20 protein-coding genes and 1 tRNA gene are annotated in these 21,145 nt (G+C 69.8%); 11 read left to right on the forward strand and 10 right to left on the reverse strand.

The window, feature by feature from the left end; translation table 11 throughout:
- Positions 1-130 precede the first annotated feature (130 nt).
- Entirely contained in the window at positions 131-850 is a 720-nt protein-coding gene (locus P9K36_RS14010; RefSeq protein WP_043757700.1) for a Crp/Fnr family transcriptional regulator, read from the forward strand.
- Between the two features lie 559 nt (positions 851-1,409).
- Here the strand turns inward: P9K36_RS14010 and P9K36_RS14015 are convergent.
- The 6 genes from P9K36_RS14015 to P9K36_RS14040 all read right to left on the reverse strand — a co-directional run bounded on the left by P9K36_RS14015 (position 1,410) and on the right by P9K36_RS14040 (position 6,992).
- On the reverse strand, positions 1,410-1,781 hold the full coding sequence (locus P9K36_RS14015; RefSeq protein ID WP_043757702.1) for a hypothetical protein: 372 nt from the start codon (positions 1,779-1,781) through the stop codon (positions 1,410-1,412).
- A gap of 4 nt (positions 1,782-1,785) precedes the next feature.
- Entirely contained in the window at positions 1,786-2,016 is a 231-nt protein-coding gene (locus tag P9K36_RS14020) for a hypothetical protein (protein ID WP_043353127.1), read from the reverse strand.
- A gap of 119 nt (positions 2,017-2,135) precedes the next feature.
- Entirely contained in the window at positions 2,136-3,725 is a 1,590-nt protein-coding gene (locus tag P9K36_RS14025) for a glucan biosynthesis protein (protein WP_043757706.1), read from the reverse strand.
- Between the two features lie 88 nt (positions 3,726-3,813).
- The gene (locus tag P9K36_RS14030) at positions 3,814-4,479 is read right to left on the reverse strand and encodes an SCO family protein (protein ID WP_043757708.1); all 666 of its coding nucleotides are present in this window, start codon (positions 4,477-4,479) and stop codon (positions 3,814-3,816) included.
- Positions 4,480-4,733: 254 nt separating this feature from the next.
- Positions 4,734-6,305 (reverse strand): EAL domain-containing protein, encoded by a 1,572-nt coding sequence (locus P9K36_RS14035; protein ID WP_043761188.1) that lies wholly within the window; start codon positions 6,303-6,305, stop codon positions 4,734-4,736.
- A gap of 255 nt (positions 6,306-6,560) precedes the next feature.
- The gene (locus P9K36_RS14040) at positions 6,561-6,992 is read right to left on the reverse strand and encodes a helix-turn-helix transcriptional regulator (protein ID WP_043353136.1); all 432 of its coding nucleotides are present in this window, start codon (positions 6,990-6,992) and stop codon (positions 6,561-6,563) included.
- 560 nt (positions 6,993-7,552) lie between these two features.
- Here P9K36_RS14040 and P9K36_RS14045 point away from each other — a divergent pair.
- A complete protein-coding gene (locus tag P9K36_RS14045; protein WP_278307151.1) occupies positions 7,553-7,699 on the forward strand; it encodes a hypothetical protein in 147 nt (48 codons plus the stop codon).
- Between the two features lie 515 nt (positions 7,700-8,214).
- Here P9K36_RS14045 and P9K36_RS14050 read toward each other — a convergent pair.
- Positions 8,215-8,291 (reverse strand) — tRNA-Pro (locus tag P9K36_RS14050).
- Between the two features lie 152 nt (positions 8,292-8,443).
- Between P9K36_RS14050 and P9K36_RS14055 the strand changes: the two genes are divergently transcribed.
- The 9 genes from P9K36_RS14055 to P9K36_RS14095 all read left to right on the forward strand — a co-directional run bounded on the left by P9K36_RS14055 (position 8,444) and on the right by P9K36_RS14095 (position 19,144).
- Entirely contained in the window at positions 8,444-9,724 is a 1,281-nt protein-coding gene (locus tag P9K36_RS14055) for a glycosyltransferase family 1 protein (protein WP_043757710.1), read from the forward strand.
- A 138-nt stretch (positions 9,725-9,862) separates the two neighbouring features.
- Positions 9,863-10,183 carry a rhodanese-like domain-containing protein gene (locus P9K36_RS14060; RefSeq protein ID WP_043380592.1) on the forward strand — a complete coding sequence of 107 codons (321 nt, stop codon included), beginning with the start codon at positions 9,863-9,865 and terminating at the stop codon, positions 10,181-10,183.
- Between the two features lie 145 nt (positions 10,184-10,328).
- On the forward strand, positions 10,329-11,483 hold the full coding sequence (locus tag P9K36_RS14065; protein ID WP_043380594.1) for an efflux RND transporter periplasmic adaptor subunit: 1,155 nt from the start codon (positions 10,329-10,331) through the stop codon (positions 11,481-11,483).
- A gap of 107 nt (positions 11,484-11,590) precedes the next feature.
- On the forward strand, positions 11,591-14,788 hold the full coding sequence (locus P9K36_RS14070) for a multidrug efflux RND transporter permease subunit (protein ID WP_043380596.1): 3,198 nt from the start codon (positions 11,591-11,593) through the stop codon (positions 14,786-14,788).
- A 106-nt stretch (positions 14,789-14,894) separates the two neighbouring features.
- Positions 14,895-15,413: a hypothetical protein gene (locus P9K36_RS14075; RefSeq protein ID WP_043757711.1), complete on the forward strand. Its 519-nt coding sequence runs from the start codon at positions 14,895-14,897 to the stop codon at positions 15,411-15,413.
- Between the two features lie 74 nt (positions 15,414-15,487).
- Positions 15,488-16,267 carry a lysophospholipid acyltransferase family protein gene (locus P9K36_RS14080; RefSeq protein ID WP_278307152.1) on the forward strand — a complete coding sequence of 260 codons (780 nt, stop codon included), beginning with the start codon at positions 15,488-15,490 and terminating at the stop codon, positions 16,265-16,267.
- A gap of 132 nt (positions 16,268-16,399) precedes the next feature.
- Positions 16,400-16,846 (forward strand): hypothetical protein, encoded by a 447-nt coding sequence (locus P9K36_RS14085; RefSeq protein ID WP_043380600.1) that lies wholly within the window; start codon positions 16,400-16,402, stop codon positions 16,844-16,846.
- Between the two features lie 137 nt (positions 16,847-16,983).
- Complete coding sequence (locus tag P9K36_RS14090; RefSeq protein ID WP_278307153.1) at positions 16,984-18,090, forward strand: DUF2125 domain-containing protein; 1,107 nt, start codon at positions 16,984-16,986, stop codon at positions 18,088-18,090.
- Between the two features lie 394 nt (positions 18,091-18,484).
- Positions 18,485-19,144, forward strand: coding sequence for a phosphoribosylanthranilate isomerase (locus tag P9K36_RS14095; protein WP_274927219.1), 660 nt, complete (start codon positions 18,485-18,487; stop codon positions 19,142-19,144).
- Between the two features lie 33 nt (positions 19,145-19,177).
- Here the strand turns inward: P9K36_RS14095 and P9K36_RS14100 are convergent, their stop codons facing one another.
- From P9K36_RS14100 to sppA, 3 genes are read right to left on the reverse strand one after another with little or no spacing between them, the layout of a single operon-like run.
- Positions 19,178-19,546, reverse strand: a complete 369-nt coding sequence (locus P9K36_RS14100; RefSeq protein WP_043351022.1) for a LapA family protein — start codon at positions 19,544-19,546, stop codon at positions 19,178-19,180.
- Positions 19,547-19,564: 18 nt separating this feature from the next.
- Positions 19,565-19,876 (reverse strand): integration host factor subunit beta, encoded by a 312-nt coding sequence (locus P9K36_RS14105; protein WP_043351019.1) that lies wholly within the window; start codon positions 19,874-19,876, stop codon positions 19,565-19,567.
- A gap of 50 nt (positions 19,877-19,926) precedes the next feature.
- Entirely contained in the window at positions 19,927-20,889 is a 963-nt protein-coding gene (sppA, locus tag P9K36_RS14110) for a signal peptide peptidase SppA (protein WP_278307154.1), read from the reverse strand.
- Positions 20,890-21,145: the final 256 nt, after the last annotated feature.

Consider the following 21,145-nt stretch of genomic DNA (forward strand, 5'->3'; position numbering starts at 1 on the left):
GGACGGTTCCGCGACGGGATGCGATATCCGCTCGCTATTGTCCGATGATCCGAGCATGGCTCCCTGGGCACAATGGCTCGCGGACTTGAGCTGGCGTGCCAATGCCGAATTCTGCGTACGCTTGCGGCCGATGCGACACCAAAACCGTCTTCTGGCTGCCCTATCCGAGGCGGATGGCGCGCTGCTCGGACCGCATCTCGAGGCGATCGACCTCCCATTGGGCCATGTGCTCGTCGAACCGGCGGCCGAGATCCCGTACGCGATCTTCATCGACACCGGCCTGTGCTCCATGGTGTCGACGCTCGACCAGGGCGGGCGCATCGAGGTCGGCCTGGTGGGCCGCGACGGCATGGCGACGCCGGCGCTGCTGCTGGGGACGGACACGATCCCGTACCAACTTTTCATGCAGGTTGCCGGTCACGGGCACCGGATCGCGGTGCCGGCGCTGCGCGACGCGGTGAAAGCCAGCGCTTCGCTGCGCACTCTTTTTCTGCGCTACGTCCAGACCTTCCTGGTTCAGGTGGCCCAGACCGCCATCGCCAACGCGGGGGCGCCTGCCGAGGAAAGGCTCGCGCGGTGGCTGCTGATGTATCACGACCGTCAGGACGGCGACGACCTGTCCGTGACGCACGAGTTCCTGTCGATCATGCTGGGTGTGCGTCGCCCGACCGTCACGGTGGCGATCCACACGCTGGAGGGGGCCGGCCTGATCCGGGCTCGGCGCGGCCGGATCCGGGTTTTGAGCCGCGCCCGTCTGCAGGAGGCCGCCGGCCAGACCTACGGGCCGGCCGAAACCGAATACGAGCGCCTGATCGGCCCGCTGCGGCGGTCTGAGGATTCGCCGGCGTAAGGCACCTCTGCGCCGACGAGGCCGGTTCATCGGTGATCCCGACCGTATCCGAACGCCAGGTCCGTGGCGTGCCGACGCGCCGGTCACGTCCCCACCGGAGAGAGGCCGGCCGGGTATCGGTGCCGATGCGCCGCGTCCCGCCGCGCAGGCGGTGGCCCGCTGTCAGGGACACGCGGCCCTGTCCGCACCGCGATCGCCGTCTCTGCCCCGAAATCCGCGTCGGACCGGCTTGGACCGGGCCGGGCAGGCGCCGGCCTCAGACCGGTCCATGCCCCTCGGACCTCCAGGCGCGCTTGCACGAGACGCCGCCAGGGCCGGCTGTTCCGCCCCGCGGAAGGGCCGCGATTCGGCGATTGTCACCAGGCCTGTCGCGCGGCGGCGGCAGTGCCGGGCGAAACCGGGCAGGCCCGGCTCCGCCTCAAGGCTGACCGGCCTGCCGTCGGAGAGGACGGCGCGGTGCAGGCGACGCGGGCCCGGAAGCCCGCTCGGTGGCATCCTCTTCCGCAATGACCCGCCCGCACGCCGGATCGGCTTGGATGTCGACGGGCGCGACCTGGCTCTACCAGCCGCAGTTCGGGACCGGGGGCTGGGCCTTGGCCATCGCCGACTTCTCGATCGGCACCATCGCGCCCCAGGCGTATTTCTGGGCGTGGGGCGTGACGTTGGCGAAGAGGCAGCCGAGCTGGAAGTGCGTCGCGCCCATCTCGCCCGAGAAGCCCATGCAGTCCAGGAACGTCCAGGTCTTGGGCACCGGGGTCATGGAGCGCCAGCGCGGCATCGCCACAGGCGAGCAGACCTTGACCGCCCCGGTGCCGTCATCGGCGTTGAGCGCATCGCCCGGGCTCTGTGCCGCGCCGGGCCGGACGCCCGGGCCGAGCAGCAGGGCCGCCGCGACGACCGTCCGGCGGGTAATCAGGGCAAATCGGCTCATCGGGTCAGCGCATCGTCCACCACAGGGCCGCGAGGATCGCGAAGCCGAGGACGTTGTAGAGGATTGCCCAGATCCAGACACCCAGCACGGCGCGGCTCGGCTGGCGGGGGCGCGGCCGGCCGGGGCGCAGGCGATGGCGGTCCTCCGGCGTCGGCCAGATCGCTGCTCTGGGCGCCTTGAGGAGCCGCGTCAGCGCCTCCGGGAGATGCGGGCCTGGCGGTCCCTCACCGGTCATGACGGTCTCGGATGCGGCGGGGGGCCTGTGCGGGGCGAAGCGGCACGCAGACGGACATGGGCGCAGGCCCTGCGGCCCTCAAGACCCACGCGCCGCATCCCGCATCCGCCGCGCCCGGCTCACAGCACCGTGCCGGGCGCCTGCGGGTCGTACCGGTAGGCCCAGGTTTCGGAGAGCAGCCGGTCTCCGGACTTGAGCTGCAGACGCATCTCCACGGGCTCCAAGCCCTCGGCATAGACCTTGAAGAAGACCCGCCAGGGGCTCGGCTTGCCGTAGGGCGCCCAGGTGGCGCCGACCTCCTCGGCGCTGCCGCGCGACAGGGTCAACGCCACCGTGGCCGTCTCGGGATTGAGGCCCGACAGGGCCGCACCCGCGAATTCCAGCACGAATTGCCGCACGAGATTGGCGCGGCCCGGGCGCCGGTCCCCGTCCGCGAGCCACGCGGCCTTGGTGGCCCGTGTGGCGACGCAGCGGGCGAGATCGGTGGCGACCGGTTCCTCCACGGTCCAGCGCAGCCGGTAGGCGAAGCTGCGGTCGGATCCGGCCTGAGGCGGGTCGTCCGGTACCCAGAGGGCGACGATGTTGTCGTCGGTTTCCTGATGGGTCGGGATCTCCACGAGCTGGACGCTGCCCCGGCCCCAGTCGCCCTGCGGCTCGACCCAGATGTCGGGCCTGTTCTCCTCGAAGCCGTCGTCGATGTAATTCTCGTACGCGCGGTCGCGCTGGAGCAGGCCGAAGCCCTTCGGAGCGTGGTCCGCGAAGGCGCTGACGCTGAGGCGGTGCGGGTTGTTGAGCGGCCGCCAGATCAGCTCGCCGGCCCCGGTCTGCATCAGCAGACCGTCGGAATCATGCACCTCGGGCCGCCAGTCGCTCGCGAGGAAGCGGCTCATGCCCTCCGAGTACCAGAGCATCGAGGTCAGGGGCGCCATGCCGAACCGCTCCACCGACTTGCGCATGTAGACCGTACAGGCGACGTCGATGACGACATGCGGCTCCTTCCGGGCGACGAAGCGGTAGGCGCCCGTCAAGCTCGGACCTTCGAGGAGCGCCAGCACGGTCACGGCGCCGTCCGCGGCCGGGCTCACGTAGAAGCGCGTGAAGACCGGGAATTCCTCGGTTCTGCCCGGTGCCGGCGCGGTGTCGATGGCGATGCCCCGGGCCGAGGCGCCGTACTGCGCGCCGTCTCCGGCGGCGCGGAAGTAGGAGGCCCCCAGAAAGGCCAGCCAGTCGCCGTCGTCGCCGGGCTGTCCGGCGGGCGCCTTCTGGAAGCGGAACCCCGCGAAGCCCGCCCCGTCCGGGACGTCCTTGGCCGGGTTGCCGGCCGGATAGGTGAACAGGTCGTGGGCGTAGAGCACTTCGCGCGCCTGTCCGCCCTCCAGGGCATAGACCTTCACGGGGTGGCGGAAGAAGTTGCCGAGGTGGAAGAACGTCACCGGGTACGGGCTCTCGGCGAACAGCGCGTGGCCCGGCGGGTAGCGGATCTCCTGGAGCGGTCCGTAGGTCAGGGCGTCGAGGGCGGCCGAGGCCGGGGCTTCGGGCGGCGGCGCATAGGGCCGGTCCCGCAACGTCCGGGCGAGAGCGTTCAGCCGGTCGAGATCCATGGGTTCCGGCGGCGCGAGGCGCGGCCCCCCGGAGGCGGCCCTGGCGAGGCCGGGGAACGGCGCGAGAGCAAGGAGCCCGATGGCAGTCAGGACGCGGCGCGTGATCAAGCTGGGACCCCCGGATTCGGCCGGGCCTCGCGACCCGCGCCGCCCTCTAGCCACGCGGGCGCCACGGCGCAATTTCCCGGGCTGCAGCTCAGCTCCGCGGGCCGCAGCTGCCGGTGCTGCCGTCGGTGGCCCAGAGATTGGCGCCGCCCCCCGGCGGGCATTGGCCCGGCAGCGCCAGGGTGATCAGCTTGGCGAAGGCGCTGGCCTCGTCCTCGCCGTAGCCGATCTCGCCGACCATGCGGCCGGTCTTGTCGAACAGCGCCACGGTGGCGGAATGCTCCATCGTGTAGTCGCCGTCCTTGGTCGGCACGCGCTTGTAGGCGACGTGATAGGCGTCGGCCATGCGGGCGACCTGCTCGGGCGTGCCGACGAAGCCGCGGATGCGCGGATCGAAGGAGGCGAGATAGTCCCGCAGGGTGTCGGGCGTGTCGCGCTCCGGGTCCAGGGTGACGAAGACGACGTTGAGGCGATCCGCATCGCGGCCCATCCGGCCGAGGGCGGTCGACAGGGTGGCGAGCGTCGTCGGGCAGACATCCGGGCAGTGGGTGAAGCCGAAGAACAGGACGGCCGGTTTGCCGCGGAGGTCGGCCTCGGTCACCGGGCGGCCCTCGAGATCCGCCATCGTGAACGGGCCGCCCACCTTTCGGGGATGGCTGAACCGCGAGCCCTGCTGCAGGACGATCGCCCCGGTTCCGGTGGCGACCACGGCGACGAGGGCGGCGGAGGCGATGAGTGCGAGGGGGCTCGGTGCCATGCTGTGACCTGCGACGGCGCGTCGATGCTGCCCATATGGGGTTCGTGTCGACCGGCGTGAGGCCGCGGCGCGCCGTGCCGCGCCAGTCTTACGTCCGGGCCGAGCCGGTTGGCCAGGCTCCGGTCGGCCACCCGGAGCGGCGCGAGGCCGCGCGTCGCAGGGGCCGGAGCGCCGCCCCGAAACCTGTCCGTCCCGCGGACCACCCGCTCGGGCCAGCCGACGGGAGGCCGCGACGCTCGGACGGCCAACTGCCCTTACGAGGCCTGCGCTAGAGGCCGAAGCGGGAGCGCGGATTGCGCGGTGGCGAGGATCTCGTCCATCTCGGATTTCGGCATGGCGTGACCGAACAGGTAGCCCTGGCCGAATTGGCAGCCCTGGTCGGACAGCCAGTCGAAACTCGCGTCCGTCTCGATCCCCTCGGCGGTGGTGGAGAGGCCGAGGCTCGCCCCGAGCTTGATGATGGCATCGACCAGCTTGGCCCGCTCATCGCTCATCGTGATCGCGTCGACGTAGCTGCGGTCGATCTTCAGCTTGTCGAACTTCAATTCACGCAGGTGGTACAGGCTCGAATAGCCGGTGCCGAAATCGTCCAGCGCGATGCGCACCCCGAGTTCACGCAGCGACAGCAGGGTCATCCGGGTCGCTTCCAGGTCCTGGATCAGGGCGCTCTCGGTGATCTCGACCTCGAGGCGCTGCGGTGGGAAGCCGGTCTCGGTCAGGATCCCCAGGATCCGCTGGGCGAGCCACGCGTCCTGGAACTGCTGCGGAGCGATGTTGACCGCCAGGATCAGGTGGGGCGGCCAAGCCCGGGCATCCAGGCAGGCGCGACGGATCAGGTTGTAGCTGAGATCGCCGATCATCCCGGTCTCCTCCGCCACCGGGATGAACTCGCTGGGGGCGACCAGTCCGCGCGTCGGATGGCGCCAGCGCGCCAGCACCTCGACGCCGACGATCTCCCGCTCGGGCAAGGACACCACCGGCTGGTAGAAGGGTTCGATCGCCCCGGTCTCGATGGCGCTGCGGAGTTCCGTCTCCATGCGGGCCCGGGCCCGCAGCTCCGCGTCCATGGCGCTGCGGAAGAACCGGAATTTACCGCGCCCGTCCTTCTTGCCCTGGTACATCGCGAGGTCGGCCGCATGCAGCACCGCGTCGGCATCCCCATGGTCGGCCGATACCGCGGCGACCCCGACCGTCGCGCCGACCTTGAGGTCGTTCTGGTTCCACGTCACCGGCTCGGCGATCCGCGCGATGACAGTCTGGGCGAGGCGCCTCAGCCCCTCGCTCTCGTAGCGCAGCGGGACCAGCATGGCGAATTCGTCGCCGCCCAGCCGAGCCGCGAGGCCGCCCGGCGGGACGAGCTGCTGGAGACGCTCGGCCACGGCGCACAGGACGGCGTTGCCCGCCGCATGGCCGTAGAGATCGTTGACCGGCTTGAACCGGTCGAGATCGATCAGCAGCACCGCCGAATCCTCGGTAGCCGAGGCATGCGCGCGCTCCACGGCATCGATGAAGCGGCGACGGTTCGCGAGGCCCGTCAGCCCGTCATGTCGAGCGATCGCTTCGGCCTGCGCGGCGGCGGCGGCGCGTTCGAGCATCAGCCGGCGGAGGATGATCGACTTGCGGATGCTGGCGCCGCATTGGGCGACGCCCATGCAGGCGGCCAGCAGCAGGAGGTCGGTGAGGTTGTAGGCGGCAACGAGACCGTTGAGGTAGTCGAAGGTCCCGAGGGTGACGCCGACGAACCAGATCCCGACGCCGATGACGAGCAGGCACAGGGTCTCGTAAAGCTCGCCGCGACCCCACGTGGTCGGCGTCTCGATCGGCATGTTCTGGACCCGGTTCCCGAAACGATCTTGAAGCATGCTGTCCGCTAAGGCGGCGTAAATGTCATGTCCAATGTGGTCGGCTATTTACATCGTTGCGCGCGAAGGTCTTGGTTTAATTTGAATTAAGGCGCGCATCTCTATCGCGCCTGTCAAATCATGCCGTCGGCAGGGTCGCCGCCATCTCTGGATCCCGCTGGCGGCCCGAACGGCGATCGTCCGGACGTTCCGCCGGTTCGGGGTGTCGGACCGCCGCCCTCACTCCCGGGCCGCGGCTTCCGCGCGCTGCGCACTCGCGCGGCTCTCCTGAAGGGCGGCCGCCGCCTTGACGATCGACAGGATGCCGCTGCGGGTCGTCTCGTCGGGGATGCTGGTGAAGGCCAGGACCAGTTCGAGCACCTTCGGATCATCGAACAGGGCCGCAGGTCCGGCCTTATCCCGTCCGCTCTCCTGCAGATCGGCGAAGAAGGTATCCACCGGCACCTTCAGCAGGTCGGCGATGGCCTGGAGACGGCCGGCACCGATGCGGTTGCGGCCCTTCTCGTACTTCTGAACCTGCTGGAAGCTGACGCCGATCGCTTGGCCGAGATTCGTCTGGCTCAGCCCCTGCGCCACCCGGAGCGCCGCGATGCGTCCGCCGATCGTGCGGTCGGCGTCGGTGGCGGATTTGGGCTTCGGGGAGGATGACATGGATGAGAGCTTTCGGCGTGGTGGATTGATCGCGAGTTAACTCGCCGTGGCGGCGAAAAACACAACCGAGAAATGCTTAGTGCACCAACAAGTTGCGCGTGCCAAGTCTGCGTGGGACGCATACCTTGGCCATTGGCCGGGCGCGGCTGGGCCATTCGTCGCGCGCACGGCGCGTTGTCGGCTCCAATGAATAGCGGTTCAGATCAGCCTCGAAAGGCTATCGACCGAGACTCTGAGTCTATTCGGGCGACGATTTAGCGGAAATCGGAAGCGATGAAGAGTACTGAGATGTTGAATTGCGTAGGACCGGGCCGATCAGGCGCGGAAACTGCCGGCGACGTAGCCGGGATGGTGCCGACCGTGCCGTCTCAGGACTTTAATGGTGCGGCAGGAGGATCATGAGCCCGCTGAAGCCGCGCTCAAGGACCGTGCCGGTGTCGGGATTTTCCCTATGTGGCGGGATGAACACTTTAAATTTGAGATAAAGAAATCTATGAAATGATGTATTCATTGACCGACCCCAGCGGTAGGTTCGCCGTCCATTCACAGCGCCCGCGTCGATGACCGACTCTCTGACCACCCTCTCGGAGACTGCCGATTCCGTCCTCCGGGCCGATGCGATGGCCGAGATCTCGGCCCTGCGCGCCCATATCCGGCGAATCCTGCGAAAACTCGCTGCGGCCACGTCGACGCGGCGGATCGGCTGAGTGCGTCCCGGGTGCCCGCCTGGGCGCCGGCGCGTGCGCCCCTGCGACCCTCTGCCTCAACCCTGCAGGCGGGGCGCGGAGGCTGACCGGAGCGGGGATGTCGCGTCGCGACCCTCATGGCTCGCGTCCCGTTGAATCCGGGCCGCCCAACCCGTGACGAGGGTTCGGTCGTGCGGCCCGGCGGTCACCGGGATAAACAATCCTCGGTTGAGCAGATGTTTAAGCGTCCGTTTACCCTGCGGCTCGAGAGTTCCGAACTCAGTCGGAGCTTAATGAGCAGCCATGCTTGATGTCGCCTTCTGGTGGTGCGTAGCCGTGGCGATGACCGGATCGGTCGGCCTGGTCGGCATTGCCCTCGCCGCCGGACGCACGGTCCGATCGCAGCCGCGCGGCGTTCCGCTCTCCCGGAGCGAGCCGCTCGTCCTGCGTCACTTCGGTCGGGCTTGATGGAGGGAGCCTGCGGGCACGGCGGCCGCTACAGAAAGTCCGCGACCGGCTGAGCGTCGCAGAAAAAATGGTCGGAGTGGCCGGACTTGAACCGACGACCCCCTGTCCCCCAGACAGGTGCGCTACCGGGCTGCGCTACACTCCGACGCCGCTTAGGCTCGCGGCTCTTAGCCTCCGCGCAGCGCCCGCGCAACCCCTTCCGGCATCCGGGTTCCGCGCCGCGAGGCCGGCAGATGCTGGCACTTGCGGATCAGGACCGCTACGGGGAGCCCCCGCCCCGACGATTGCCAGAGGATCATGACGGACCGACCGATCGCCTTCGATCTCACGCGCCTCGTCACGCGCCTGCGTCACGCCAGCCCGTCCGGGATCGACCGCGTCGACCTCGCCTACGCCCGCGCCTTCCTCGGCTCGGCCGAGACAGGTGTCGGCGTCGTCTCCACAGCCGTCGGACCGCGCATTCTCGATCGCGCGCAGGCTCTGGAGATCGTCGAGGCGGTGGCGGCCGGCTGGGTCGAGGACCGGGACGCCGCCTCGGACCCGGTCTATCGGCGGCTCGCCGCCCTCTGCGGGGATCCGGCCGCGGGACCGGCAGCCCTCTCGAAGACGCCGGCCAACACCGCCGACCGGCGGCGGATCCAGGCGCGGAAGACGCTCGACATCGCCCTGCGCGGCCGGTCGGTCGCCACGCTGCCCCGGGATGCGCTCTACCTCCACACCTCGCATCTGCGCCTCGACGATCCGCGGCGGTTCGACTGGCTCTACACGCGGCGGGACGTGCGGGCCGCCTTCTTCGTCCACGATCTGATCCCGATCACCCATCCCGAATACGGCCGGTCCGGCGAAGCCGACCGCCACCGGGCGCGCCTGCGCACGATCGGCCGGCACGCCGCCGCGATCCTGGTGAATTCGGAGGATACCGGCCGGCGCACCCTCGCGCATCTCGCCGCCGAGGGGTTCGGCCGGCCGCCGGTGGCCGTGGGTCATCTCGGGGTCGAGCCCGCCTTCGGGCGCACGGGACCGCGGTTCAGGCCGGACCGGCCGACATTCCTGGTCTGCGGCACCATCGAATCGCGCAAGAACCACCTGCTGCTGTTCCAGATCTGGCGGCACTTGGCCGAGCGGCACGGGGCTGCCACGCCCCGGCTCATCGTCGTCGGGCGCCGGGGCTGGGAGGCCGAGAGCGCGATCGACATGCTCGAACGCTGCCCTGGCGTGCAGGCCCATGTCATCGAGGCGTCGGGATTGTCCACGCACGGGCTGGCCGCGCTGATGCGCAGCTGCACGGGATTGCTGATGCCGTCCTTCACGGAGGGCTACGGCATCCCCGTGGTCGAGGCCGCGGCTTCGGGTCTGCCGGTCATCGCCTCCGACATCCCCGTCCATCGGGAGATCGCCGACGGGTTCGCCCTGTTCCGCGACCCTCTGGACGGGCCGGGCTGGATCGAAGCGATCGAGGCGCTTGCGCAGCCCGCCGCGTCCCTGCGCGCCGAACTGGCGGGACGTCTGGACGGATATCGACCGCCGGACTGGCCCGCGCATTTCGCCGCCGTGACCCCCACCCTGGCCATGCTCTGACCGAGCCGTTCCGGTCCGATGTCCGGTCGCGCCGCCTGCGCGCCCGGCCGCACAAGTTGCGCCGCTCGGGTCTGACGAATAAGGAAAAGCGTCAGTCAACCAGCCTGGCCGAGAGCGGGCGGAACGGAGATCCTGCCGATGCGGGTGGTCGACCTCGATCGAGACACGGTCAAGCGCGGGCTCAGCGACGGCTCGATGCTGATCATCGATGTGCGTGAGCCGCACGAATTCGAGGCCGGGCACATTCCCGGTTCCGTCTCGCATCCGCTCTCCAGCTTCGATCCGCAGGCGGTGGCGGATCTCGTGGCCGCCGATGGTCGGCGCGCGGTCTTCTCGTGCGGCTCGGGCGTCCGCTCGATCCACGCGCTGATGGCCGTGCAGAATGCCGGACTCGATCTCGCCGAACACTACAAAGGCGGGTTCAAGGACTGGTACAGCGCAGGTGAGACGATCGCCTGACCTGCAGATTCAATCCGGTACACGAGACCGTGATGTGCGCTCGCGCACAAGCAACAGCGTGGCGCGCGGGTTAGGCCGCACCCGCGGCGGAACAATCGTCAAGCTCGGCGCGACCGCACGGTCAGCCAACGGACAGCAGGACCCGATGCGCAGCCGGCTTCCCAGCCTTCTCACCCTCTTGTCAGCCCTCGTCGCGGGTCTCGCGGCAGGTCCCCTCACCCCGGCGGCCCGCGCCCAGGCGCCGGGCGGGCCGCCGCCGAAGGTCACCGTGGCCAAGCCCGTGGTGCGCCAGATCGTCGAGCAGGACCAGTATACCGGTCGCTTCGACGCGATCGATTACGTCGAGGTCCGAGCCCGCGTCACCGGATATCTCGAGAAGATCAACTTCGTCGACGGCCAGACGGTGAAGAAGGGGGATGTGCTGTTCGTCATCGACCGGCGCCCCTACAAGGCGGCCCTGGAGCAGGCCCAGGCCGCGCTGGCCTCGGCCAAGGCGCGCCAGTCCTTCTCGCAGACGGATCTCGAGCGCGCGCAGACCCTGTCCCGCAGCGGCAACATCTCCGAACAGGTGACCGACCAGCGCCGGCAGGCCTCCCAGACGGCCCAGGCCGACGTCGACAGCGCGCAGGCCGCCCTCAACAACGCCCAGCTGAACTACGATTTCAGCGAGGTGAAGGCGCCCATCAACGGCCGCATCAGCCGGCGCCTCGTGACCGAGGGCAACATCGTCAGCGCCGACCAGACGATGCTGACCACGATCGTCTCGCTCGATCCGATTTATTTCAGCTACACGGTCGATGAGAAGGCGTTCCTCAAGTACCAGAACAGCCTCGGCATCGGGATGGGCCAGACCCAGCAGGGCAAGGGCGTGCCGATCCTGATCTCGCTGTCCGGCGAGGCGAAGCCGACCCGCAAGGGCACCCTCGACTTCGTCGACAACCGCGTCGACAACGCCACCGGCACGATCCTGCTGCGCGCCACCGTCCCGAACGCGGACCTGTTCATCAAGCCCGGCCTGTTCGGCATCGTCGCGATGCCGGCGACGAAGCCCTTCCAGGGCGTGCTGGTCCCCGACGAGGCGGTTGCCGCCAACCAGGACAAGCGCATCGTCTACGTGGTGGGGCCCGAGAACGTCATCCAGCAGAAGGATGTCGTGCTGGGACCGAAGGTCGACGGCTACCGGGTGATCCAGTCGGGGCTGAAGGGCGACGAGACCATCGTGGTCAACGGCCTCGCCCGGGTGCGGCCGGGGGCGAAGGTCACGCCCGAGACCGTCGAGTTGCCGCCGAGCAAGACCTGAGCCCGCGCGGCTCGTCACGAATGCCTTCGTGCGCGCCCCAGGGTGCGCCCCGCACCGACGACGCAGGGCCCCGTCCGGGAGACCGGCGGGCCTCAGAGGTTTGACCGATGCGTTTCGCCCATTTCTTCGTCGACAGGCCGATCTTCGCGTCCGTCACGTCGATCGTGTTCCTGATCCTCGGCTTCGTGGCCTACGAGAGCCTCCCGGTCTCGCAGTATCCCGAGATCGTGCCGCCGACCGTGACGGTGCGTGCCTCCTATCCGGGCGCCAATGCCGAGACCGTGGCCGCCACGATCGCGACGCCGATCGAGCAGGAGGTCAACGGCGTCGACAACATGCTCTACATGACGTCGTTGTCGACCAACGACGGCAACATGCTGCTGACCGTGACCTTCAAGGTCGGCACCAACCTCGATATCGCCAACGTGCTGGTGCAGAACCGGCTCTCGGTGGCGCAGCCGCGCCTGCCGCCGGACGTGCGCAACCTCGGCGTCACGGTGCGCAAGGCCTCCCCCGACCTGATGCTGGTCGTGCACCTGCTCTCGCCGAACAAGACCTACGACCAGAACTACCTCGCCAACTACATCTACCTGAACATCCGCGACGAGCTGCTGCGCCTCGACGGCGTCGGCGACATCACGATCTTCGGCGGCAACGAGTATGCCGAGCGCATCTGGGTCGATCCCAACAAGCTCGCCGCCTACGGCCTGTCGGTCACCGACGTCACCACGGCCCTGCAGGAACAGAACGTCCAGGTGGCGGCCGGCCAACTCAACGGTCCGCCCGCGGCCAAGAGCGAGGCGTTCCAGCTCGTCGTTCAGTCGCAGGCGCGGTTCAAGACGCCCGAGCAGTTCGCCGAGGTGATCATCAAGGCGCAGGACGGGCGCCTCGTCCGGGTGAAGGACATCGCCCGCGTCGAGATGGGCCAGAAGGACTACACGACCAACTCGTTCCTCAACGACACGCCCGCGGTGGGCATCGGCGCCTTCCAGCGGCCGGGCACGAACGCCCTGGACGCGGCGGCGTCGGTCAAGAAGGTGATGGAGGAGGTCAAGAAGAAATTCCCGCCGGACGTCGAGTACCGCATCGCCTACAACCCGACGGAGTTCATCGAGGAATCGATCCACGAGGTCTACAAGACCCTGTTCGAGGCCGTCGGCCTCGTCGTCATCGTGGTGCTGGTCTTCCTCCAGAGCTGGCGCACCGCGCTGATTCCGGTGATCGCGATTCCCGTGTCGCTGATCGGCACCTTCGCGGCGATGGCGGCCTTCGGCTTCTCGCTGAACAACCTGACCCTGTTCGGGCTGGTTCTCGCCATCGGCATCGTGGTCGACGACGCCATCGTGGTGGTGGAGAACGTCGAGCGCAACATGGCCGAGGGCCTGTCGCCGGGGGACGCCGCCCACAAGACGATGGACGAGGTCGGCGGCGCGGTCATCGCCATCGCGCTGGTGCTCGCCGCGGTGTTCGTGCCCACGGCGTTCATCCCGGGCATCTCGGGCCAGTTCTACAAGCAGTTCGCGCTGACCATCGCGGCCTCGACGCTGATCTCGGCCTTCAACTCGCTGACCCTGTCGCCGGCGCTCTGCAAGCTGCTGCTGGTCCCGCATCATGCGCGCAAGGAGCCCAAGTTCTTCCTGACGCGGTTCGTGAACTGGCTGGCGAACGGCTTCAACCGCGCCTTCGACGCGACGTCGAACGCCTACGGCCGGACGATCCGCGTCCTGACCGGCGGCATCGTCGGCCTGGGCGTGATGCTGCTGGTCTACGCGGCCGTGATCGCCGGGACGCTCCATCTGGCGCAGACGACGCCCACGGGCTTCATCCCGGACCAGGACCAGGGTTACCTGATCGGCGTCGTCCAGCTCCCGTCCGGCTCGTCCCTCGACCGCACCACGGAGGTGTGTCTGCGCGCCGCCAAGCAGGCCCGGACCGTCGACGGCGTGGCCAACGCGGTGATCATCGCGGGCTTCGACGGCGCGACCTTCACCAACACGACCAATGCCGGCGTGATGTTCCTGACCCTCAAGGGGGCGAAGGAGCGCGCGGAGGTCGGTCGAAGCGCGGCCGTCATCACCGGAGACGTGCTGAAGGCCACCTCGGACATCCAGGAGGCGCGGGTCATCGTGATCCCGCCGCCGCCCGTCCGCGGCCTCGGCAACGGCGGCGGCTTCAAGATGCAGATCGAGAGCCGCCAGTCGTCGGATATCGGCCCGCTCATGGCCGCGGCCGGCGAGGTGATCGCTCAGGCCAACCAGAGCGCGGACGTGCAGCGCGTCTTCACGACCTTCGACAACTCGACGCCGCAGCTGTTCCTCGACATCGACCGCACCATCGCCCGGATGCTGAACGTGCCGCTGGCGAACGTGTTCTCGTCGGTCCAGGCGGATCTCGGCGGCACCTACGTCAACGACTTCAACACGCTGGGCCGCATCTATCAGGTGCGCCTGCAGGGCGACGCGGCGTTCCGCACCTCGGTGCAGGACATCTCGCAGATCAAGGTGCGCTCCTCCACCGGCGCGCTGGTGCCCATGGGCACCCTCGCCTCGGTGCGGGACGTGACCGGTCCGCAAATCGTGCAGCGGTTCAACCTCTACTACTCGGTCCCGGTCCAGGGCGTGGCCAAGCCGGGCGTCTCGACCGGTCAGGCGCTGACCGCCATGGAGGAGATCGCCAAGAAGGCTTTGCCCGACGGCTACTCCTACGACTGGACCGAGATCGCCTACCAGCAGAAGGCCGCGAGTGGCACCGCGGGCGCGGTCTTCGCCCTCGGCGTGCTGCTGGTCTTCCTCGTCCTCGCCGCGCAGTACGAATCCTGGGCGCTGCCGCTGGCGATCCTGCTGGTGGTGCCGACCGGGGTGCTGGCGGCGCTCGCGGGCGTGCAGTTCCGCGGCCAGGACAACAACATCCTGACCCAGATCGGCCTGATCGTGCTCATCGGCCTCGCGGCGAAGAACGCGATCCTGATCGTCGAGTTCGCCCACGACATCGAGCAGCGGGAGCATCGCGGCCCGGTGGAGGCGGCGGTGGAAGCCTGCCGCCTGCGCCTGCGCCCGATCCTGATGACCGCCTTCGCGTTCATCCTGGGCACCCTGCCGCTGGTGATCGCCACCGGCCCCGGCGCCGAGATGCGTCAGGCGCTCGGCACGGCGGTGTTCTTCGGGATGATCGGCGCGACCTTCTTCGGCCTGTTCCTCACGCCGGTCTTCTACGTGGTGATCCGCCACTTCTCGCTCTGGATCGGGCGGTTCCGGAAGAAGCACACCCACGGTGATTCCGGCGGCGCCGCGCCCGCCCACGGCTGACGGGCACCCTTTCGGCTGCCGTATCCTGGAAGCCGCGCCGGATCCGCGAGGATCGGGCGCGGCTTTCGCGCGACGGGCGGGCGCGCCCGGTGTAGAGGCTGGCGCCATGCACGCCCTCGGTCGCCTCATTCTCGGGGCCTTCGCCCTCCTGCTCGCTGTTCCGGCGGGCTTCGTGGTTCTCGTCCTGGCGCTGCTCGTCGATCCGGCCGCGCAGGCCTGGCTGAGCGGCGGGGCGCTCGCCGGCCTCGACATGGCCCTGTCGGACCTCTCGGCCGGGCTCCCGCCGGAGGGACTCGCCCTGTTCGTCGCCGGCCTCGCCAAGGCGCTGTTCGTGCTGCTGTTCGTGCCCCCGGCCCTGATCGGTCTCGGCGGGGAGATCCTCGGATGTCGCGGCTTCCTGTGGTACGGCGCCGGCTGCGGCCTGCTCACCGCCGCCCTCCCCTGGCTGACGCGCGGCGCGCTCCGGTCCGGCGGGGCAACCCGGGATGCCGCCCTCCTCGCCGGCGAGGTGCGCCTGACGCTGATCCTGTTCGTGGTCGGCGCGAGTGCGGGCTTGGTCTACTGGCTGGTCGCGGGGCGCGGCGCCGGGCGCATCCGCGAGGCCGACCTCTCCGAGGATGCCTGACGGCTCCCGGCGACGTCGCCCTTGGCCGCGGACACGCGGGCGCGCTACAGGAGGCCGCTACGACACGGTATCCGATGCTCGCCCTGCGCTCCCTCGCCTTCAACATCTGCTTCTACGCCGTCACGGCGGTCCTGGCGGTCGCCGGCCTGCCCATGCTGGTCTCCGGCCGGTCGGTTCTGCGGCTGGCCCGCGCCTGGGGGCGGATCACCCTGTGGCTGCTGCGCGTCGTCGCCGGAACGCGGGTCGAGTTCCGTGGGCTGGAGAATATCCCGACGGGTCCCCTGCTGGTGGCGGCCAAGCACCAGTCGGCCCTTGAGACCCTGGCCCTCTGCACGGTGCTGCCGAACTTCGCCTACGTCCTGAAGAAGGAGCTGCTGCTGATCCCCCTGATCGGCTGGTACTTGTCGCGCAGCGGCATGGTGGCGATCGACCGGTCCAAAGGCACCCGGGCCATGAGCCTGATGAATGCCGCGGCCGGTGCGGCGATCCAGGACGGGCGCCAGCTCATCATCTTTCCCGAGGGCACCCGCCGGCCGGTCGGCGCGCCGCCCGCCTACAAGCAGGGACTCTCGCATCTCTACACCACCCTGAAGGTCCCCTGCCTGCCCGTCGCGCTGAACACCGGCCTGTTCTGGTCGCGCAACAGCCTCGTGCGCCGGCCGGGCACGGCGGTGATCGAATTCCTGCCGCCCATCCCGCCCGGCCTGCCCCGCCAGGAGTTCCAGGCGCTGGTCCAGGACCGGCTCGAGACGGCCTCGAACGCCCTCGTCGACGGTGGCCTCGCAGGCTGCGCGGCAGACGGCCATGCCGTACCGGCGGACGAGGCACCGGCCGTGGCCGGGCCGCGCCGCTGAGCCCCGCGCAACCGCCGCGTTCCGTCCCGAGTGGCGCTGCGCCGGCTTGTGGATAACGGGCATCGTCGCCACATCTGCCCTTGGGAACGTCGCGCTTGACGCCTGTGGATATCGCGCGTTAGGTTGGAACAAATGGCGAACAGAAGAGCCCTGTCCTGGTCGGCCGCGCTCCGCGACCTGAAGGACGATCGCACCCGGAGGCAGGACGTGCGTGAAGAACGCCTCAAGACGACCGCAGGTCTGCGCGGCTCGCCCGCGCTTCCCCTTTCGGCCTGGCGCGGCCGTTCTGGCCGCCGCTACGTGGTCGGGGTTCATCCGGCCGGGGGCTTCGACCTCGACGAGATGGCCCAGGCCGTGGTGATCGCCGTCCGCCGGGACAATGCGGGCATCGCCGAAATGGTCTCGGTGGCCAGCTCCAGCGAGAGTCCGCGCGATCATCTGCGGCGGACTTGGCTCGACCGTGTCCGCCGCCGGGGCGCCACCGAGATGCACGTGCATCGCCTGGCCGAGAACGACGTCGAGCGGGTGGCGATCGTCGAGGATCTGCAGGTCGACACCGTCGAGCCGGCGCAGGTCTGACCGGAAACGCGACGCGCGCGGACGGATCACGTCCGCAGCGGTCGACCCGGGGCGGCGCTGCCCCAGTTTCGCCCCTTGCATGGCCTCAAGGCGAGGCCGCGATGTCCCTGCGGGGATCGGGTCGGGGAGCGGAGCGCATGGTGCAGGATCGGACGCGGCCGGAGGGTGCCGACCAGACAGCCCCGGTGGGGCGCGCGCGGCGATCCCGGCTCGGGTTGTTCCTGCCCTACATCCTGCTCGCCCTCGTGGTGGCGGGCTGGTCGGCCGGCTGGCTGTGGATGCGTGAGCGCGCGGCCGGCGAGATCGACGGCTGGATCGCCCGGGAGGCGTCGGCCGGGCGCACCTGGACCTGTGCGGACCGCTCGCTCGGCGGCTACCCGTTCCGGCTCGAGCTGCGCTGCAGCGCCGTCACGCTCGACCGTGCCGACGGACGCTTCCGGCTGGGACCGAGCACCGCGGTGGCGCAGATCTATCAGCCGCGCCTCGTCGTGTTCGAGAGCGCCGGTCCGTTCCATGTCGAGCAGGGCGCGCTGACCGGAGACGCGTCCTGGTCCGCGCTCCAGGGCAGTTTCCACGGCGCCGCGGATGGCTTCACCCGCGCCTCTCTGGTCGTCGACAATCCCGATGTCACCGTGAAGGGGGCAGAGCCCGGTCCGATCGCGGTTGCGGGCCGGCATCTCGAACTGCACGCCCGGCCGAGCCCCGGCCGTTTCGATTCCGACGGTGCGGTGGATCTCAGCCTGCGCCTGAATCAGGCGGCGGTGCCTCAACTCGATGCCCTCACCGGAACACGGGATCCGGTCGATCTGGCCCTTGATGCGAGCCTGACGCAGGCCACCGTGTTGCGGACCGGGACGGTGGCGCGCGAGCTGGAGCGCTGGCGCCAAGCCGGCGGCAACCTGGACCTGACGGCCCTGTCGTTGGCCAAGGGCGCACAGCGCGTTCAGGCGAAGGGCACCCTCGCCCTCGATGCCGCGCACCGCCCCGCGGGCCAGATCGACCTGCGGGCGGCCGGCGTCGACGCGCTGGTCGGCAGCATCGTCGGCCAGCGCTTCGGCTCGGATCGGGGCGCGCTGGTCGGCCAGCTGGTCGGCGGCCTGCTGGGGCTGGCCCAGCGTCCGAACCCGGACGCGCCGGCCGACGCGACACCCCTCAAGGCGCTCCCACCCCTGCGGCTCGTCGACGGGAAGGTGGTCTTCAGCGGATTTCCGATCCCCAACGTCTTCGTGCCGGCGCTGTATTAGGACGGCTCTCGGTCTGAGGGGGCCTCTGACACGCCCGGACAGGCGCGTCTTCGGCGCAAGACGATGCAACGCGGCTTGCCGCCTGTCCGGGCTCATGGCCGCGCGCATCGGACACCCTGGCTCACTATCGATGTCCTGCGCCGTCAGGCCGGGGCGTTGCCGGCGAGACCGGAATGGAAAGGCGCTCGTGGTGCAGGATCTCGTGGTGCAGGATCTCGCGGCCTCGGCGCGTCGGGATCCCAGGCGCCGCGGCGCGGCTACGGGATGACCGCGCAGCGCGACAGCACGTGTCGCCCTGCGCGCGATGCCTGGTGCGTCGGCTTGGGCGCGGATTGCAGCAACGGGCCTGTCGCACGGGCCTGCTCGGCGACGCCGGATCGGCTATAGGAGGCCCATGGCCTCATCCGCGTCCCCGACCCGTATCAAGATCTGCGGGCTCAGCACCGAAGCGACTCTGACCGCCGCTCTGGACGCCGGGGCGGACTGGATCGGGCTCGTCCACTTCCCGCGCAGTCCTCGGCACGTGGCGCTGGAGCAAGCGGCCGCCCTGTCGGCCCTCGCCCGCGGGCGGGCCGAGCGGGTGATCCTGCTGGTCGATCCGGACGACGCTCTGCTCGCCGCGGCCGTCGCGGCGGTGGATCCGGATCTCATCCAGCTCCATGGGCGCGAGAGCCCGGAGCGCGTCGCGGCGATCCGCGCCCGCGCTGGCCGGCCGGTGATGAAGGCCCTCGGCATCGCCACGTCCGCGGATCTCGCCGTCCTGCCGGCCTATGCCGCGGTCGCCGACCGGATCCTGCTGGATGCCAAGGCGCCGCCGGATGCGGCCCTGCCGGGCGGCAACGGCCGATGCTTCGACTGGGAGATCCTGCGCGGCGCCGCGCTTCCGGAGGGCACCATGCTGTCGGGCGGCCTCGATGCCGGCAACGTCGCCGATGCCATCGCCCGCACGGCACTGGGCGCCGTCGATGTCTCGTCCGGGGTCGAGACGGCGCCGGGGGTGAAGGATCCGGCGAAGATCGCGGCCTTCGTGGCGGCCGCGCGGCGGGCGCGCTGAGGTTTCCGCCTCAGCGCCGCGAACGGGAACCGCTCAGCGCGGCGCGGGCAGCGCGGTCCGGCCCGTATTCGGGACCGTATAGGTGCCCGCGGTCTCGCTCTCGGGCGCATAGGTGCGCAGCCGGGTCGCCTCGCGCTCGTACCGGACGGCCTCGCGGCGATGGTAGCGCGCCCGAGCGCGGGTCTTGCCCTGGCCGAGCCACGTGAAGATGCCGCCCACCACGATGCCGAGGGCCACGGCGCCGAACAGGATCGCGTAGAGCGGAAGAGCGACGCTGAAGACCGGCGCGTCCGCGTTGAACGGATCGAAGGAGAGCTGCACCGGCGCGCGGTTGGCCACCGCCAGCAGGATCACCAAGGCGGCGATCGGCAGCAGCACGAGGCTCTTCAGGAAACGGATCATCGCGCTCACAGGTCCTTCCTACTCGGCGGCCGAGGCATTCTCGCCGATCCCGGCGGCGTTGAGGCGCTGGCGCATCTCCTTGCCGGTCTTGAAGACGGGGATTGCCTTCTCGGACACGGCAACGGCGGCACCCGTGCGCGGGTTGCGTCCCCGACGCGCCTCCCGGCGCTTCACCGAGAAGGCCCCGAAGCCACGCAGTTCCACCCGGTCGCCGCGGGCCAGCGCATCGGAAATGGTGTCGAGGATCGCGTTGACCAGGATCTCCACGTCACGCTGGTAGAGATGCGGGTTCTGCTCGGCGATCCTGAGGACGAGCTCCGACTTGATCATGGCGTGGAATCTTCTCGCGGGATCGGGGCGGGCTGCGCGGTGGCGGTGGTTCAGGGTTCCGGACGCCAGAGGGCGAGCATCCCACCCCGGGCGGCCTGTGCCTCGGCCCCCACGGACCGAAGGCGCGCCGCGAGGCCGTCCACGCCCAGGAGGTCGGCGCCGATGCCGGCCGCGGACCACAGGGTGAACCGGCTCTCCGTCGCGGGCTTCCAATCCTTGATCGGCAGGTTCGTCTGGACGCCGCGGGCACTCTCCAGCCACGCCACCGCCTGACGCTCGCCGCCGAGCTCGTCGACCAGCTTCAGCGGGATACTCTGGCGACCGCTGAACACCCGGCCGTCGGACACGGCGCCGAGTTGCGCCGGATCCATGCCCCGGCGCTCCGCGACGAGGCCCTTGAACCACGCATAGGTGTCGCCGACGACGGAGGCCAGGGCGGCGCGCGCCTCCGGCGAGGTCGGTGTGAAGCCCGACGGCTCGGCCTTGAGCGGCGCCGACTTCACGGACTCGACCTTGACGCCGACCTTGTCCAAGAGCCCCGAGAAATCGGGATACTGGAACAGCACGCCGATCGATCCGACCAGGCTGGTCTCACGCGCGACGATGTGATCGGCCGCGATGGCCGTGATGTAGGCCCCGGACGCGGCCGTGCCGTCCACGAAGGCGACGATCGGCTTCTTGGCGGCGAGCGTCCGGAGGTTGCGGAAGATCTCCTCCGACCCCGTGGTCGTGCCGCCGGGCGAGTTGATCGAGACGATCACGCCCTTCACCGCATCCGAATCCCCCACCCGCTTCATCAGCTTGGCGGTGGCCTCGCTCCCGGCGATGAAGCCGGAGACGGAGATGCGGGCGATCTGCGGCTGCACCGCGAACGCGCCTTCGACGCCCGTCCGCGCCCGATAGCCCAAAGCACCGACCGCCACGATGAGGCCGCCGACGCCGAGCACGCGCCAGAGAGACAACCTGCGACGCAGGCGCCGCCGGTCAATCAGCAGTTCGGCATCGGCTGCCATGCTGTCGCTTCCCCTAAAGCCCCCCGGCCGGCCCCCTCGACGGGATGCGGGCGCATCGCGCTCGCGCCGGGCAAGTCCTTGGTTTCCTTCGGCTCGCTCGGTCCGCGCCGGGCGAGGCCGGTGTTCTAGAGCATTTTCCGCAGGCGTGGATACGGGGCGCGCGAAGAAAATGACCGGGTGGCCCGTCCCTGTCGTTCCGGACGGGGCGACCCCACCCGCGCTCCGCCATCGTCAACCTTGAATTGCTGGGCGCAAA

Origin of the sequence: Methylobacterium sp. 391_Methyba4, from assembly GCF_029691625.1 — a bacterium.
GTDB lineage: Bacteria > Pseudomonadota > Alphaproteobacteria > Rhizobiales > Beijerinckiaceae > Methylobacterium > Methylobacterium fujisawaense.

What these genes read in the sequence shown, in the direction of transcription:
- P9K36_RS14010 (WP_043757700.1), top strand. Translation starts at nt 131, where the DNA reads ATGCGACACCAAAACCGTCTTCTGGCTGCCCTATCCGAGGCGGATGGC.
- P9K36_RS14015 (WP_043757702.1), bottom strand. Translation starts at nt 1,781, where the DNA reads ATGAGCCGATTTGCCCTGATTACCCGCCGGACGGTCGTCGCGGCGGCC.
- P9K36_RS14020 (WP_043353127.1), bottom strand. Translation starts at nt 2,016, where the DNA reads ATGACCGGTGAGGGACCGCCAGGCCCGCATCTCCCGGAGGCGCTGACG.
- P9K36_RS14030 (WP_043757708.1), bottom strand. Translation starts at nt 4,479, where the DNA reads ATGGCACCGAGCCCCCTCGCACTCATCGCCTCCGCCGCCCTCGTCGCC.
- P9K36_RS14035 (WP_043761188.1), bottom strand. Translation starts at nt 6,305, where the DNA reads ATGCCGATCGAGACGCCGACCACGTGGGGTCGCGGCGAGCTTTACGAG.
- P9K36_RS14040 (WP_043353136.1), bottom strand. Translation starts at nt 6,992, where the DNA reads ATGTCATCCTCCCCGAAGCCCAAATCCGCCACCGACGCCGACCGCACG.
- P9K36_RS14045 (WP_278307151.1), top strand. Translation starts at nt 7,553, where the DNA reads ATGACCGACTCTCTGACCACCCTCTCGGAGACTGCCGATTCCGTCCTC.
- P9K36_RS14055 (WP_043757710.1), top strand. Translation starts at nt 8,444, where the DNA reads ATGACGGACCGACCGATCGCCTTCGATCTCACGCGCCTCGTCACGCGC.
- P9K36_RS14060 (WP_043380592.1), top strand. Translation starts at nt 9,863, where the DNA reads ATGCGGGTGGTCGACCTCGATCGAGACACGGTCAAGCGCGGGCTCAGC.
- P9K36_RS14065 (WP_043380594.1), top strand. Translation starts at nt 10,329, where the DNA reads ATGCGCAGCCGGCTTCCCAGCCTTCTCACCCTCTTGTCAGCCCTCGTC.
- P9K36_RS14070 (WP_043380596.1), top strand. Translation starts at nt 11,591, where the DNA reads ATGCGTTTCGCCCATTTCTTCGTCGACAGGCCGATCTTCGCGTCCGTC.
- P9K36_RS14075 (WP_043757711.1), top strand. Translation starts at nt 14,895, where the DNA reads ATGCACGCCCTCGGTCGCCTCATTCTCGGGGCCTTCGCCCTCCTGCTC.
- P9K36_RS14080 (WP_278307152.1), top strand. Translation starts at nt 15,488, where the DNA reads ATGCTCGCCCTGCGCTCCCTCGCCTTCAACATCTGCTTCTACGCCGTC.
- P9K36_RS14085 (WP_043380600.1), top strand. Translation starts at nt 16,400, where the DNA reads ATGGCGAACAGAAGAGCCCTGTCCTGGTCGGCCGCGCTCCGCGACCTG.
- P9K36_RS14090 (WP_278307153.1), top strand. Translation starts at nt 16,984, where the DNA reads ATGGTGCAGGATCGGACGCGGCCGGAGGGTGCCGACCAGACAGCCCCG.
- P9K36_RS14095 (WP_274927219.1), top strand. Translation starts at nt 18,485, where the DNA reads ATGGCCTCATCCGCGTCCCCGACCCGTATCAAGATCTGCGGGCTCAGC.
- P9K36_RS14100 (WP_043351022.1), bottom strand. Translation starts at nt 19,546, where the DNA reads ATGATCCGTTTCCTGAAGAGCCTCGTGCTGCTGCCGATCGCCGCCTTG.
- P9K36_RS14105 (WP_043351019.1), bottom strand. Translation starts at nt 19,876, where the DNA reads ATGATCAAGTCGGAGCTCGTCCTCAGGATCGCCGAGCAGAACCCGCAT.
- sppA (WP_278307154.1), bottom strand. Translation starts at nt 20,889, where the DNA reads ATGGCAGCCGATGCCGAACTGCTGATTGACCGGCGGCGCCTGCGTCGC.